At 61.9% G+C, this 13,415-nt stretch carries 13 protein-coding genes; 3 read left to right on the top strand and 10 right to left on the bottom strand.

Annotation, left to right across the window (positions count from 1 at the left end; genetic code table 11):
• Positions 1–40: 40 nt before the first annotated feature.
• The 5 genes from ACZ5WQ_RS09715 to rlmF form a co-directional block, all read right to left on the bottom strand.
• A complete protein-coding gene (locus tag ACZ5WQ_RS09715) occupies positions 41–508 on the bottom strand; it encodes an ion channel (RefSeq protein ID WP_088273380.1) in 468 nt (155 codons plus the stop codon).
• Positions 509–886 carry a hypothetical protein gene (locus ACZ5WQ_RS09710; RefSeq protein WP_088273381.1) on the bottom strand — a complete coding sequence of 126 codons (378 nt, stop codon included), beginning with the start codon at positions 884–886 and terminating at the stop codon, positions 509–511.
• 25 nt (positions 887–911) lie between these two features.
• On the bottom strand, positions 912–1,715 hold the full coding sequence (locus ACZ5WQ_RS09705) for a putative RNA methyltransferase (RefSeq protein ID WP_464382247.1): 804 nt from the start codon (positions 1,713–1,715) through the stop codon (positions 912–914).
• Entirely contained in the window at positions 1,715–2,884 is a 1,170-nt protein-coding gene (gene dapE / locus ACZ5WQ_RS09700) for a succinyl-diaminopimelate desuccinylase (protein ID WP_464382246.1), read from the bottom strand. The genes ACZ5WQ_RS09705 and dapE overlap by 1 nt, the downstream gene beginning before the upstream one ends.
• A gap of 100 nt (positions 2,885–2,984) precedes the next feature.
• Positions 2,985–3,941: a 23S rRNA (adenine(1618)-N(6))-methyltransferase RlmF gene (rlmF, locus tag ACZ5WQ_RS09695; RefSeq protein WP_464382245.1), complete on the bottom strand. Its 957-nt coding sequence runs from the start codon at positions 3,939–3,941 to the stop codon at positions 2,985–2,987.
• A gap of 201 nt (positions 3,942–4,142) precedes the next feature.
• Between rlmF and tcdA the strand changes: the two genes are divergently transcribed.
• Positions 4,143–4,925: a tRNA cyclic N6-threonylcarbamoyladenosine(37) synthase TcdA gene (tcdA, locus tag ACZ5WQ_RS09690; RefSeq protein ID WP_464382244.1), complete on the top strand. Its 783-nt coding sequence runs from the start codon at positions 4,143–4,145 to the stop codon at positions 4,923–4,925.
• A 259-nt stretch (positions 4,926–5,184) separates the two neighbouring features.
• On the opposite strand, the gene dapD is transcribed toward tcdA, so the two are convergent.
• From dapD to map, 5 genes are read right to left on the bottom strand one after another with little or no spacing between them, the layout of a single operon-like run.
• Positions 5,185–6,219 (bottom strand): 2,3,4,5-tetrahydropyridine-2,6-dicarboxylate N-succinyltransferase, encoded by a 1,035-nt coding sequence (dapD, locus tag ACZ5WQ_RS09685; protein ID WP_088273388.1) that lies wholly within the window; start codon positions 6,217–6,219, stop codon positions 5,185–5,187.
• 24 nt (positions 6,220–6,243) lie between these two features.
• The gene (locus tag ACZ5WQ_RS09680; RefSeq protein WP_464382243.1) at positions 6,244–6,597 is read right to left on the bottom strand and encodes an ArsC family reductase; all 354 of its coding nucleotides are present in this window, start codon (positions 6,595–6,597) and stop codon (positions 6,244–6,246) included.
• Positions 6,598–6,600: 3 nt separating this feature from the next.
• The gene (gene dapC, locus ACZ5WQ_RS09675) at positions 6,601–7,797 is read right to left on the bottom strand and encodes a succinyldiaminopimelate transaminase (protein ID WP_464382242.1); all 1,197 of its coding nucleotides are present in this window, start codon (positions 7,795–7,797) and stop codon (positions 6,601–6,603) included.
• A gap of 9 nt (positions 7,798–7,806) precedes the next feature.
• On the bottom strand, positions 7,807–10,506 hold the full coding sequence (locus tag ACZ5WQ_RS09670; RefSeq protein WP_228245148.1) for a [protein-PII] uridylyltransferase: 2,700 nt from the start codon (positions 10,504–10,506) through the stop codon (positions 7,807–7,809).
• A 52-nt stretch (positions 10,507–10,558) separates the two neighbouring features.
• Positions 10,559–11,347: a type I methionyl aminopeptidase gene (gene map / locus ACZ5WQ_RS09665; protein ID WP_269686864.1), complete on the bottom strand. Its 789-nt coding sequence runs from the start codon at positions 11,345–11,347 to the stop codon at positions 10,559–10,561.
• A 282-nt stretch (positions 11,348–11,629) separates the two neighbouring features.
• Here map and rpsB point away from each other — a divergent pair, with 282 nt between their 5' ends.
• Both rpsB and tsf read left to right on the top strand, forming a co-directional pair.
• Positions 11,630–12,367 carry a 30S ribosomal protein S2 gene (rpsB, locus tag ACZ5WQ_RS09660; RefSeq protein ID WP_228245150.1) on the top strand — a complete coding sequence of 246 codons (738 nt, stop codon included), beginning with the start codon at positions 11,630–11,632 and terminating at the stop codon, positions 12,365–12,367.
• Between the two features lie 138 nt (positions 12,368–12,505).
• Positions 12,506–13,375, top strand: coding sequence for a translation elongation factor Ts (gene tsf / locus ACZ5WQ_RS09655; protein ID WP_464382241.1), 870 nt, complete (start codon positions 12,506–12,508; stop codon positions 13,373–13,375).
• The last annotated feature ends 40 nt before the right edge of the window (positions 13,376–13,415 follow it).

Here is a 13,415-nt window from a genome sequence, read left to right as displayed (position 1 = left end):
CTCCGACAATAGCGTATTGATGGGGGCCGATGGTGCCGTTTCAAGGATGCCGGCGTCGCCCCTGCCATTGTCTTTGTAGCTCGATAAAGGTCAGTGAGGCGGACCAGGTAATCAGCACCAGCCCGGTCAGCGACTCGGTTCCGTAGAGAAAGCGGATGTGTCCGGTCGGCGTCAGGTCACCGTAGCCAAGCGTGGAGTAAGTGGTAGCGGAGAGGTAGATGGTATCGAACAGGGTGATGGTATCCAGACCGTTGATGCCGCCTTGTTCCGGCATCTGCAGCAGGAAAAAGGCGCTCAGCCCGAATAGCCAGATTTCGGCGATATGGGTGAACAGCAATACGAAAATCAGGGTCAGGATACGGGGCCGCTCACCCATGGTGGTATCGTCGAGAAAGCGGTGCAGCCGTGACAGTACCTCGTAGTGCAATACGACCGCTAGCGCCACAATGACGCAGCTGCACGCCACCATGATGATGTGGAAGCGGTCGATCTCCGGCAGATAGCTCACTTACTGCGCCCAGAGAAATTCGTGTTCGCCGTCGGCGTTGATCTTCAGCCAGCGGTCGGCATCGGCTTCGCCGTCCGCTTCCTCCCAGCCGCCCACCGAACAGCGTACTTCGTGACCAAGTGCGGCGTGAACGGCCCGTGCGCAGTCGCGGTCGCTTTCCCACGGGGTCACGTCGCTGTCGAACCAGATACTCGCCCATTTTCCCGCAGCCTTGCGTACCACCATCAGCGGAATGGTCTGGTCCGCGTGCAGGGCACCATGCTGGGTGAGGCCCTTGGGTTCATCCAGGGTCAGCGGTCCCATGACCTTGTGCAGCCAGTCCAGCAGGTCAGCGACGTGATCGTCGCGCAGGTAGATTTCGATATCAGGTTGGCGCACGGCTCCTCCTTCGGGGTTCGTGGTATCAGCAACGTTCCAGCATGATCATCTGCATGGCCACTTCGAGGCCCTCAATACCTTGCTCGGCAATGGTCTGCTGGCGTTCGGGGCGGCTGCGTACGCCGTGCGGCGTCATGCCGATCAGATTACCCAGATCTTCGCTTGTCAGCTGAAGAGGATAGCGCAGGGTCTGCTCCGAGGCGATGCGCAGTCCGTCCGGCAGGGCCTTGATCAGCGCCGGTGTCGGGTGGATCTGATCATACAGACGTTCGCGCAGGGCCAGCAGGTGGTCGCTGTGCGGGCCAACGATGAGAACGCGTCCGCCCGGCTTGACGGTGCGCAGGCATTCGTCGGCAGACCAGGGGCTGAACACGCTGAGGGCGGCGTCCAGGCTCTGGTCGGCGACCGGCAGACGGGCACTGGAAGCGACCATCCAGCGGATGCTGCGGCTGCGTCGGCAGGCCTTGATGATGGCGTCCTTGCTGATGTCGAAGCCGCCGATGGCGGTGCCTGGCAGGGCGCGGGCGAGGCGCTCGGTGTAGTAGCCCTCACCGCAGCCCATGTCGAGCAGGGTCTGCGGGCTGGCCTCGGCGAGCAGCTGGTTGATTGCATCGCTGACCGGTTGGTAGTGGCCGGCGTCCAGGAACGCCTGACGACAGGCCAGCATCTGCGGGGTATCACCCGGCTGCTTGCTGTTCTTGAATTGCACCAGCAGCAGATTCAGGTAGCCCTGACGGGCCTGATCGTAGCTGTGGCCGGCCGGGCAGCGCCATTGGCGCTCGAGATTGCTCAGCGGCGCGTGGCAGTGGGGGCAGATCAGCTGCAGCATCAGGTCAGCAACCGTTCCAGGGTGACCTGATAGATGTCGGTCAGCAGGTTCAGGTCATCGGCCTTGATGCACTCGTTGACCTGATGAATGGTCGCGTTGACCGGGCCGAGTTCAACCACCTGGGTGCCCATGGTGGCGATAAAGCGGCCATCCGAGGTGCCGCCGGAGGTCGATGGCTGGGTAGCGCGGCCGGTGACCTGCTTGATCGCCGCCGAGACCCCGTCAAGCAGGGCGCCGGGCTCGGTCAGGAAGGGCAGGCCGGATACGGTCCAGTGCAGCTCGTACTCCAGGCCGTGGGCGTCCAGCAGGTCGCAGACGCGCTGTTGCAGCCCTTCGACGGTGGATTCGGTGGAGAAGCGGAAGTTGATCAGGGCTTCCAGTTCGCCCGGCACCACGTTGGTCGCGCCGGTACCGGAGTGAATATTGGAAATCTGGAAGCTGGTCGGCGGGAAGAACGCGTTGCCTTCGTCCCATACCTCGGCGGCCAGCGCGGCCAGTGCCGGCGCGGCCAGGTGAATCGGGTTGCGGGCCAGATGCGGATAGGCCACATGGCCTTGCTTGCCGCGAATGACCAAGCGGGCGTTGAGCGAGCCGCGGCGGCCGTTCTTGACGATATCGCCTACCAACTCAGTGCTGGAGGGCTCGCCAACGATGCACCAGTCGACCTTTTCGCCACGCTCGACCAGCGTTTCGACTACCTTCACTGTGCCGTCGGTAGCGGGGCCCTCCTCGTCACTGGTGATCAGAAAGGCGATCGAGCCCTTGTGGTCGGGATGGGCGGCGACGAAGCGTTCGACCGCCACCACCATCGCCGCCAGGCTGCCCTTCATATCGGCTGCGCCGCGGCCGTGCAGCATGCCGTCGCGAATCTGCGGGATGAAGGGGTTGGTCTGCCACTGCTCGACCGGGCCGGTTGGCACCACATCGGTGTGACCGGCAAAACACAACACCGGACCTTCGCTGCCGCGTCTTGCCCACAGGTTGTCGACCTCGCCGAAGCGCATAGGCTCCAGCTCGAAACCGACCGCCGCCAGTCGTTCGCCCATCAGTTGCTGACAGCCAGCGTCCTCGGGGGTGGTGGAGTTGCGGGAGATAAGGTCGCAGGCCAGCTGCAGGGTAGGGGATAGCTCGGTCATGGTTCCGGTTCGTCTGGGCAGAGGAAGGGCCATGATACCAGAGTCCTGCGGCGCTCTTCCCGCCTGATCAGGGCTGCCTGTCCAAGTAAGGCCGTTCGGTTCCAGCCGGTGACCTCGCTCGGTACCGGGTTGCTCAGATTCGCGTGTCGGGCCAGCGTGCCCGTCGCCACGCCCGACGCTGCTTCTTGTCGAGGAAGGTCCAGGCCAGCAGGCGACTGCGCTTGCTGCCCTGACCCATGTCGATGATGCGTACGTCGGTGGCGCCGAGGTCGCGCAACTGCTCGGGCAGTGCTTTCAGGCTGGCTGCGCTGGCGACCAGCGTCGTGAACCAGAACACCTGCGACGCGCAGGTCCTGCTCTGCTCGGCCATTCGGTGCAGGAAGCCCGCCTCGCCGTCGCTGCAGTACAGCTCGTTGTTGCGGCCGCCGAAATTACGTCCGCCGGGTTGCTTGCCCAGGCCCTGCCACTTGCGCTCGTTAGCCTGCCGGGCATCGTCGGCGCTGGCATAGAACGGCGGGTTGCACAGGGTGAAGTCGAACTGCTCGTCGGCGCCGATGATGCCAGTGAAAATGCACGCGGGGTCCGCCTGCCGGCGCAGCTCGATCCGGGACTGCAGGGTCGGATTGGCCGCGAGGATCTGCTCGCCGTTGCGCAAGGCGTCGGCATCAATGTCGCTGCCGACGAATTGCCAGCCATATTCGGCGTTACCGATCAGGGGATAAATCAGGTTGGCACCGGTGCCCACATCCAGCCCGCGCAGGCTCGCGCCCTTGGGGATAACGCCATCGTGGCTGCTGGCAAGCAAATCCGCCAGGTGGTGGATAAGATCGGCGCGGCCGGGGATGGGCGGGCACAGGGCGTCGTCCGGAATCTGCCAGCCACTGATGTCGTACCAGTGCGTCAGCAGGGCACCGTTGAGGCAGCGCAGGGCGGCCGGATCAGCAAAGTCGATGGTTGTCTGTCCATCCTTGCCCTGGCGGATAAAAGCCTTTAGTGGCGGGCACTTGCGGGCCAGAAGGGGGAAGTCGTAACGGCCCTGATAACGGTTGCGTGGATGCAGTGCTGTTGGCTTGGATGAGCGGCGCGACATGTTGACTCCTGAGCTGGAGGGGGAGCTTCCCACGCCGATGTGGGGCTTGTCATCTGTTGTGCACAGAAGCTGGGGATGATGCTGTGGATAAGTTCAGGATATCCGGGGCAACCCTATACGGGCCGGTGCCTGCGCAAGGCTGGTTGTTTTCTGCCCAATGCAGCGGCGGATGGCGCTGGTATACTGTGCCGCCGCAGGAGGATGCCCATGATTACCGAAGACCCCCGTTTTGCTGGAATTGGCCGTTTGTATGGTACTCAGGCGCTTGCGCGTCTGGCGGCCAGCCATGTGGTGGTCGTCGGAATTGGCGGGGTCGGCAGTTGGGTCGCCGAGGCGCTGGCACGTACCGGGATCGGCCGCATCAGCCTGATCGACTTGGACGAGGTCTGCGTCAGCAACGTCAACCGCCAGCTGCACGCGCTGGACGGCCAGGTGGGCAGGCCCAAGGTTGAGGTGATGGCTGAGCGTCTTCGGGCGATCAGCCCGGAGTGCGACGTGCGCCCGGTGATGGATTTTGTCACGCCCAGCAATCTGGCCGAGCTGATAACCGATGACATCGATTGCGTTGTCGACTGCATCGACAGCGTCAACGCCAAGGTGGCGCTGATTGCCTGGTGCCGCCGCCGCAAGATTCCGGTGATCACCACCGGCGGTGCGGGCGGGCAGATCGACCCGACACAGATTACCGTCGCGGACTTGTCCAAGACCGTCAACGACCCGCTGGCCGCCAAGGCCCGCTCACTGCTGCGCCGGGACCACAACTTCCCCCGTGCCGACAGCAAGCGCAGCTTCGGCGTGCCCTGCGTCTACTCGAAAGAGCAATTGCGCTACCCCAAACCCGACGGCAGCGTCTGCACCCAGAAATCCTTCGTCGGTGAGGGCGTGCGCCTGGACTGCTCCGGCGGCTTCGGCGCCGTCACCATGGTCACAGCCACCTTTGGGATGGTCGCAGCGGCGCAGGCTGTTGGGCGCTTGCTCCGCTAGCGCAGCAAGCGAGCTGCAAGCCTCAAGCGGCAAGCTACAAGCAGTTCGAGTGACGGGAGTTATCAGCGCTATAACCTGCAAGCGCGGCGGGGTAAGCCTGAAACCACAAAGCGCTTTTGGCTTGTCGCTTGCCGCTTGCCGCTTGAGGCTTGTAGCTATAAAAAAGGCCCGAACCGGTCACCGGCACGGGCCTCTCACCGAGCTGCTTCAAGCTTATGGCTTGCCGCTTACAGCTCCCACAACTGATCGCCGGAGGCGATTAGTTGTGGGCGTGCAGCATATCGTTCAGCTGGATCGCGCTCTTGTTGGTCTTGCACTCGATGGCGCCCGTCTGCGAGTTACGACGGAACAGCAGGTCGGACTGGTTGGCCAGATCGCGCGCCTTGACGATTTCGACCAGATTGTCCGCGTCGTCCAGCAGTGCCACCTTGATACCGGCAGTGATGTACAGACCGGCTTCAACGGTGCAGCGGTCGCCCAGCGGGATACCGATACCGGCGTTGGCGCCGATCAGGCAGCCTTCGCCAACGGAGATGACGATGTTGCCACCACCGGACAGGGTGCCCATGGTGGAGCAGCCGCCGCCAAGGTCGGAACCCTTGCCAACGAATACGCCGGCGGAGATGCGGCCTTCAACCATGCTGGTGCCTGCGGTACCGGCGTTGAAGTTGATAAAGCCTTCGTGCATCACGGTGGTGCCTTCGCCCACGTAGGCGCCCAAGCGCACGCGCGCGGTGTCGGCGATGCGGATGCCGGCCGGAACCACGTAGTCGGTCATCGACGGGAACTTGTCGATGCTATGCACGACCAGCGACTCACCCTTCATGCGCGCGGCCATCTGGCGCTGCGGCAGTTCGCTGATGTCGATCGCGCCCTGGGTGGTCCAGGCAACGTTCGGCAGCAGCGGGAAGATGCCGGCCAGCACCACGCCGTGCGGCTTGACCAGGCGATGCGAGAGCAGGTGCAGCTTGAGGTAGGCTTCCGGGGTCGAGCTGGGAGCCTCATCGCTGGCCAGTACGGTCGCGACCAGCGGACGGCTGCTGTCGGCCATTTGCGCGACCAGGGCGGCCTGCTCGCTGAAACCGGCCGCATTCAGTGCCTGGCTCAGTGCGCCGCATTGGCTGGCGGCGAAACCGATTGCCTGATTGCCTTCGGCATAACCAAGCTCGGCCTTGACCACGTCGACCAGGGCGTTGCCGGGGTTGAGCAGGGGCTGCGGATAGAACACCTCCAGCCACTCACCTGCGCTGTTCTGGGTGCCGATGCCAAAGGCCAGACTGAAACATTCACTCATGGGGCGGTTCCTTTGATGCTAGTGCTATGCATTGGATTCAAACGCGCTGGCGTACCACTCCGGCTTGAAGCCGACCAGGCGCTGCGAGCCGATATCCAGTACCGGTCTTTTTATCATTGAGGGGTTGGCTTGCATCAGCGCAACCGCCTTGTCTGTATCGATGCTTTCCTTGTCCGCGTCGTCAAGCTTGCGGAAGCTAGTGCCCTTGCGGTTGAGGATGACTTCCCAGCCGTGTTCGGCACACCAGGCATGCAGCCGTTCGGCGTCGATGCCTTGCGTCTTGTAATCGTGAAACTGGTAGTCGACACCGTGCTCGTCGAGCCAGGTGCGGGCCTTTTTCATGGTGTCGCAGGCCTTTATGCCGTACAGGGTAATCATGGCTTACAGGCTCCTGATGAAGTCGCGGATGCGTTCGGCAGCTTCAATACACTCGTCCAGCGGGGCGACCAGCGCCATGCGGACCCGTCCGGCGCCGGGATTATAACCATCAATTTCCCGTGACAGGTAACGTCCGGGCACCACGGCAACATTCTGCTCGGCCAGCAGTCGGGTAGTGAAGGTCTCGTCGTCGATGGGTGTCTTGGGCCACAGGTAGAAACCGGCGTCGGGGCGCTCGACCTCCATCACGTCGGCGAGAATGGCAAGAACAGCGTCGAACTTGGCCTGATACTGGGCGCGGTTGTCGGCAACGTGCGCTTCATCCTGCCACGCGGCGATGCTGGCGATCTGGCTGTGAATCGGCATCGCGCAGCCGTGGTAGGTGCGATAGGTCAGGTACGGCTTGAGCAGGCTGGCGTCGCCGGCGACGAAGCCCGAGCGCAGGCCCGGCAGGTTGGAGCGCTTGGACAGGCTGTGGAATACCACGCAGCGGGCGTAGTCGTCACGGCCCATGGCGGCGCAGGCCTGCAGCAGACCGACCGGCGCGGGGCCGTCCGGGGCGTAGATTTCGCTGTAGCACTCGTCCGAGGCGATCACGAAGTCGTACTGGTCGGCCAGCTTGATCAATTGCTGCAGGGTGTCCAGCGGAATCACCGCACCGGTCGGGTTGCCGGGTGTGCAGATAAACAGCAGCTGACAGCGCTGCCAGATGTCGGCCGGGACGGCGCCGAAATCCGGGATAAAGCCATTGCTGCCGTCGCAGGCCAGGTAGTGCGGCTCCACACCAGCCAGAAACGCCGCGCCTTCATAGATCTGATAGAAGGGGTTGGGGCTGACCACCAGCCCCTGCGGATCGCGGGCGATCAGTGCCTGGGTAAAGGAGAACAGCGCTTCACGGGTGCCGTTGACCGGGATGACGTTGCCGTTGACATCCAGGCTGCCGTGTTTCAGTGCAAAGCGTTTTGTCAGCCACTCGGCGATGCTCTGGCGCAGCTCGGGCTTACCCTGGGTCGTCGGGTAGACCGCTGCCTGGTTGAGGTTGTCGGCCAGTGCCTGCAGCACGAAGGGCGGAGACGGGTGCTTGGGCTCGCCGATTGACAGCGAGATCGGGCGCAGTGCCGGGTTCGGGGTGACGTCGGCGATCAGGGCGCGCAGCTTTTCAAAAGGGTAGGGCTGCAGGCGCTGCAGGTCGTGATTCATGCGGTGTCCTCAGGGGCCGATGGCAATGGGGCTGCTGTACTCCTGGCCGGTCGGCTGGGTACTGCTGAGTGTGTCGATAATGGTCTGCTGCAGACGTTCGCACAGTTGCGGGTCGGACAGCGCCTGGTTGTTGGCGTCGGTGATGACGAATACGTCGTCCACGCGCTCGCCCAGGGTAACGATCTTGGCGTTCTGCACGCTGATGTCGAAGTCGAGGAAGATGCGGCCCATGCGCGCCAGCAGGCCGGGCCGGTCCGGTGCGCTCAATTCCAGAATGGTATGCAGGCCGCTCGGGTCGTTGAAAATGGTGACCTCGGGTGCAAAGGCAAAGTGCTTGAGCTGACGCGGCACGCGGCGCTGAATGATGCTTGGGTAGGCATCCGGGTCGGACAGGGCGTCAACCAGCCCCTGCTTGATCTGGCGGATGCGTTCGGGGTTCTCGCCGATGGAGCCGCCGTCAGAGTCAAGCACGATGTAGGTGTCCAGGCTGAACTGGCTGGTCGAAGTGATGATGCGCGCATCCTGAATGCTCAGGTTGAGCTGATCCATCGCTGACACTGTCGCCGCAAACAGGTCGTTCTGTTCCGGGGTATAGATGAAGATCTGGGTCGCGCCCTCGAATTCGCGTTGGGCGGTTTCCTTGATCAGTACCAGTGGGCCGTGGCGGTCGTTGTGCTGGACGATCGCCTCGGTGTGCCAGGCCACATCGCTGGCGGTGTGACGCAGGAAATAGTCGTCGCCCAGCTCGGACCAGAGGTCTTCGGCATCCTCCTCCTCGATGCCGTTGCGTACCAGGATATCGAGCGCGGCCTGCTGGGTCTGGCGGATGTGCTCTTCGCGATCCGGCGGATTGTCCAAGCCGCGGCGCAGGGCGCGCTTGGTCTCGGTATACAGCTGGCGCAGCAGGGACGCGCGCCAGGAGTTCCACAGTGTCGGGTTGGTCGCGTTGATGTCGGCGATGGTCAGCACATAGAGGTAGTCGAGCCGTACCTGATTGCCGACCTTGGTAGCGAAGTCGTGGATCTCCAGTGGGTCGGAAATGTCCTTGCGCTGGGCAGTAGTGGACATCAGCAGGTGGTTCTCGACCAGCCAGCTGACCAGGTGGGTGTCCCAGGCCGGCAGGTGGTGGCGGGTGCAGAACTGCTGGGCATCGACTGCGCCGAGTTCCGAATGGTCACCGCCGCGGCCCTTGGCGATATCGTGATAAAGCCCCGCCATGTAAAGCAGATCCGGCTTGGGCAGACGGCAGAAGATACGCCAGGCCAGGGGGTACTTGTCCTGGTATTCGGGGCGGTTCAGTTTGCGCAGGTGCTTGATCAGATTCAGGGTGTGCGCATCGACCGTATATATGTGAAACAGGTCGTGCTGCATCTGGCCGACGATCTTGCCGAACTCCGGCAGGTAGCGGCCGAGGATGCCATAGCGGTTCATTCGGCGCAGGTTGCGGTGGATGCCTTCCTTGCAGCGGAACAGTTCGATAAACAGGCTGGTGTTGCGGATGTCGCTGCGGAAGTCGTCATCAATCAGGTGGCGATGGTCGCGCAGCAGGCGGATGGTGTCGGCGCGCACCCCGCGGATTTCCGGGTGCTGGGCCATCAGCAGGAAGATTTCCAGAATCGCGAACGGGGTACGCTTGAACACATTCGGGTTGGTGACCTCGATGTAATGGTTGCGTACCTGGAAGCGGCTGTTGAGTGGGCGAATGTCGGCCGCTTCGGCATCACGCAGCAAGATTTCCTCGAAGTGCTGCATCAGCAGGTCGTTCAGCTCCGACAGGGACATCACCACCCGATAGTACTTCTGCATGAAACGCTCGACCGCCAGCTTGCTGTCGGTGCCTTCGTAGCCGAGCAGCTTGGCCAGGGCGCGCTGGTGGTCGAACAGCAGGCGGTCTTCGGCGCGGCCCGACAGGGTATGCAGGGCAAAGCGCACCTTCCAGAGGAAGGCGCGCCCGGAGTCGAGGATGCGGTACTCGGGTTCGTTCAGAAAGCCTTGCTGGACCAGCTCGCTCAGGTCATTGGTGCCGAAGTGGCGCAGGGCGACCCAGGCGATGGTCTGGATGTCGCGCAGACCACCCGGCGAGCTTTTGACGTTGGGTTCGAGGTTGTACTCGGTGTCATTGAACTTGGCGTGGCGGGCGTGCTGCTCGGCGCGCTTGGCGCGGAAGAACTCGGCGTCGGTCCACATGTGGCTGGTGTCGATCGCCTGCATCATGTCCTGGCGCAGCGCCTCGTCGCCCGCCAGGGTGCGCGACTCCATCAGGTTGGTAATGACGGTGATGTCGGCGCGGGCTTCATGCTGACACTCTTCGATGCTGCGCACGCTCTGGCCCACTTCCAGACCGATATCCCAGAGCAGCATCAGGAAGGCTTCGATCGACTCGCGAAAGGGCTCTGCGTCGCCACGCAGCAGGATAAGAAGGTCGATATCCGAGTGCGGATGCAGTTCCCCGCGGCCGTAGCCGCCGACTGCCAGTAACGCGATACCGGGATCGTTGGCGCAGGGTAGTCTGGCCCACGCCTGTTGCAGGATCTGGTCGGTGAACCAGGCGCGCTCATGGATCAGCTGGTGAATGTCGCGCCCTTCCTCGAAGCGCTGGGCAATCAGCGCGTCGGCCTGGCGAATGGCCTTCTTGAAGGCCGCTATCGGGCTGCTCTTGAGGGCCAGCTCGGCCTGAAACTGGCCGGGATCGAAAAGTGCGTCATCCATCATCTCAGTTCCTCGGCAGGTCGGGTTGGCCGGACAGCGAATCAGTCGCCGGTCAGCTGAAGGTCTCTTCGCTGCGCAGGGTCAGCACCTCGTAACCATCCGCCGTTACCAGAATGGTGTGCTCCCATTGTGCCGACAGCTTGCGGTCCTTGGTGATGGCGGTCCAGTTATCGCCCAGCAGGCGGGTTTCCGGGCGGCCCTGGTTGATCATCGGCTCAATGGTAAAGGTCATCCCTTCGACCAGCTCCATGCCGGTGCCGGCGCGGCCGTAGTGCAGAATCTGCGGCTCTTCGTGGAATACCTTGCCGATACCATGGCCACAGTACTCGCGCACCACGCTGTAGCGGTTGGCATGGGCGTGTTCCTGAATCACCGCGCCGATGTCACCCAGACGGGCGCCGGGGCGCACTACCGAGATACCCTTATACATGCATTCCTGGGTAACACGGCTCAGGCGCTCGACCCACTCCGGCACTTCGCCGACCATGAACATCTTGCTGGTGTCGCCGTGGTACCCATCCTTGATGACGGTAACGTCGATATTCAGCGCATCGCCGTTCTTCAGTGGCTTGTCATTCGGAATGCCATGGCAGACGACGTGGTTGATGGAGGTGCAGATGGATTTGGGGAAGGGCATGCGGCCCGGAGCACCGCCGTAATTGAGCGGCGCTGGAATGGCCTTCTGGACGTTGACGATGTAGTCGTGGCAGATGGTGTTGAGTTCGTCGGTGGTGACGCCCGGTTTGACGTACTCGCCGATCATTTCCAGAACCTCTGCCGCGAGGCGGCCGGCAACCCGCATGCCGGCAATGTCTTCAGCGGTTTTGATGGTAACGGTCATGGCAGGACTCTCTTGATTGGGCGCCGGCTGGCGACGTTGGAAAAGCAAGGGATTCTATCAGACCTGCGCGCGCCTGTTGAGCCGGCCGTGCGTCGTCTGCATGACGGCAATGCTTTATTCAGTGTGGTCGATATGGTATAAAGCGCCCCGCTGAGAAAAGAGTCATCGAGCTCGCTCGGCATTTACCTTAAAACCGCACACGTATCGACACGGTATCCTGGGTGCCCTTCGGGGTTGGATGCTGGGATGCGTGGAGGCCCAACCCGACTTACTGGAGTTATCATGACCCAAGTCTCTATGCGCGACATGCTGAAGGCCGGTGCGCACTTCGGCCACCAGACCCGTTACTGGAACCCGAAAATGGGCAAGTACATTTTCGGCGCTCGCAACAAGATTCACATCATCAACCTGGAAAAGACCATGCCGATGTTCCATGAAGCCCTGAGCTTTGTGGAAAAGCAGGCTGCCGGCAAGAACAAGATTCTGTTCGTCGGCACCAAGCGCGCTGCCAGCAAGATCATTGCTGAAGAAGCATCACGTGCTGGTCAGCCCTATGTTGATCACCGTTGGCTCGGCGGCATGCTGACCAACTACAAGACCATCCGTCAGTCCATCAAGCGTCTGCGCGACCTGGAGACTCAGTCTCAGGACGGCACCTTCGCCAAGCTGACCAAGAAAGAAGCGCTGATGCGCTCGCGCGATCTGGAAAAACTGGATCGCAGCCTGGGTGGTATCAAGGATATGGGCGGCCTGCCCGATGCCCTGTTCGTCATCGACGTCGAGCACGAGCGCATTGCCATCACCGAAGCCAACAAGCTGGGTATTCCGGTTATCGGCATCGTTGATACCAACAGCAGCCCGGATGGCGTTGACTTCGTTATCCCGGGTAACGACGACGCAATCCGCGCCATCAAGCTGTACGCTGCTGCCATGGCTGACGCAGTATTGCGTGGCAAGGGCAACGCCGGCGCTGCTGACGAGTTCGTCGAAGAAGCTGCTCCGGAAGCCTCTGAGGGCTGAGGTGCTTACGGCTGAATTGTTGCCGTAGCAAAAAGGGGGCGATGCCCCCTTTTTGCAATGTGTTTATCGCAAGATGATTCGTTGCTTCCTGCTGATTATCGGAAGCAGGAACTAATCCAGTTATGTGAGGAAGAATCCATGGCAGAAGTTACTGCAGCACTGGTCAAAGAACTGCGCGAGCGTACCGGTCAGGGCATGATGGAGTGCAAAAAGGCTCTGGTTGCCGCTGAAGGTGATATCGAGAAGGCGATTGACGACATGCGCGCTTCCGGCGCCATCAAGGCAGCCAAAAAAGCAGGCAATATCGCCGCTGAAGGCTCCATCGCCGTCAAGGTTGCTGCCGACAACAAGTCCGCAGTCATCATCGAAGTCAACTCCCAGACCGACTTCCTGGCTCTGCAGGATGACTTCAAGGCATTCGTTGCTGCCAGCCTGGACAAGGCGTTTGAAGCTGGTTACACCGACGCTTCTCCGCTGATCGCTGATCAGGAAGCGGCCCGCGAAGCTCTGGTTGCCAAGACCGGTGAGAACGTCAACATCCGTCGCCTGACCCGCGTTGAAGGTGATGTGGTTGGTGCTTACCTGCACGGTCACCGCATCGGTGTTGTCGTTACCCTGAATGGCGGTAACGAAGAACTGGCCCGTGATATTGCCATGCACGTTGCTGCCAGCAACCCGCAGTTCCTGGATGCCTCCCAGGTATCCGAAGAAGCGATCGCCAAAGAGAAGGAAATCTTCCTGGCTCTGAACGCTGACAAGATCGCCGGCAAGCCGGAAAACATTGTTGAGAACATGGTCAAGGGCCGTATCAACAAGTTTGTTTCCGAAGGCAGCCTGATCGAGCAGCCCTTCGTCAAGGATCCGGACGTCAAGGTCGGTGAGCTGGCCAAGAAAGCCGGTGCTGAAGTGGTTTCCTTCGTGCGTTTCGAAGTGGGTGAGGGCATCGAGCGTGCCGAGACCGATTTTGCTGCCGAAGTTGCCGCTCAGCTGGCTGCTGCCAAGCAGTAATACGCTATAGTGCACGCTGACCGGTGCACCGCCCCTGCCC

Source organism: Halopseudomonas sp. T1L2 (genome assembly GCF_055397385.1).
The sequence above is the reverse complement of the archived record's forward strand: the minus strand, read 5'-3'. Positions and strand labels throughout refer to the sequence as shown.

Bases quoted from the DNA above. Each gene is read 5' to 3' on its own strand.
- ACZ5WQ_RS09670 (WP_228245148.1), bottom strand. From the start codon at position 10,506: ATGGATGACGCACTTTTCGATCCCGGCCAGTTTCAGGCCGAGCTGGCC.
- rlmF (WP_464382245.1), bottom strand. From the start codon at position 3,941: ATGTCGCGCCGCTCATCCAAGCCAACAGCACTGCATCCACGCAACCGT.
- dapD (WP_088273388.1), bottom strand. From the start codon at position 6,219: ATGAGTGAATGTTTCAGTCTGGCCTTTGGCATCGGCACCCAGAACAGC.
- tcdA (WP_464382244.1), top strand. From the start codon at position 4,143: ATGCCCATGATTACCGAAGACCCCCGTTTTGCTGGAATTGGCCGTTTG.
- ACZ5WQ_RS09705 (WP_464382247.1), bottom strand. From the start codon at position 1,715: ATGCTGCAGCTGATCTGCCCCCACTGCCACGCGCCGCTGAGCAATCTC.
- dapC (WP_464382242.1), bottom strand. From the start codon at position 7,797: ATGAATCACGACCTGCAGCGCCTGCAGCCCTACCCTTTTGAAAAGCTG.
- map (WP_269686864.1), bottom strand. From the start codon at position 11,347: ATGACCGTTACCATCAAAACCGCTGAAGACATTGCCGGCATGCGGGTT.
- dapE (WP_464382246.1), bottom strand. From the start codon at position 2,884: ATGGCCCTTCCTCTGCCCAGACGAACCGGAACCATGACCGAGCTATCC.
- ACZ5WQ_RS09680 (WP_464382243.1), bottom strand. From the start codon at position 6,597: ATGATTACCCTGTACGGCATAAAGGCCTGCGACACCATGAAAAAGGCC.
- rpsB (WP_228245150.1), top strand. From the start codon at position 11,630: ATGACCCAAGTCTCTATGCGCGACATGCTGAAGGCCGGTGCGCACTTC.
- tsf (WP_464382241.1), top strand. From the start codon at position 12,506: ATGGCAGAAGTTACTGCAGCACTGGTCAAAGAACTGCGCGAGCGTACC.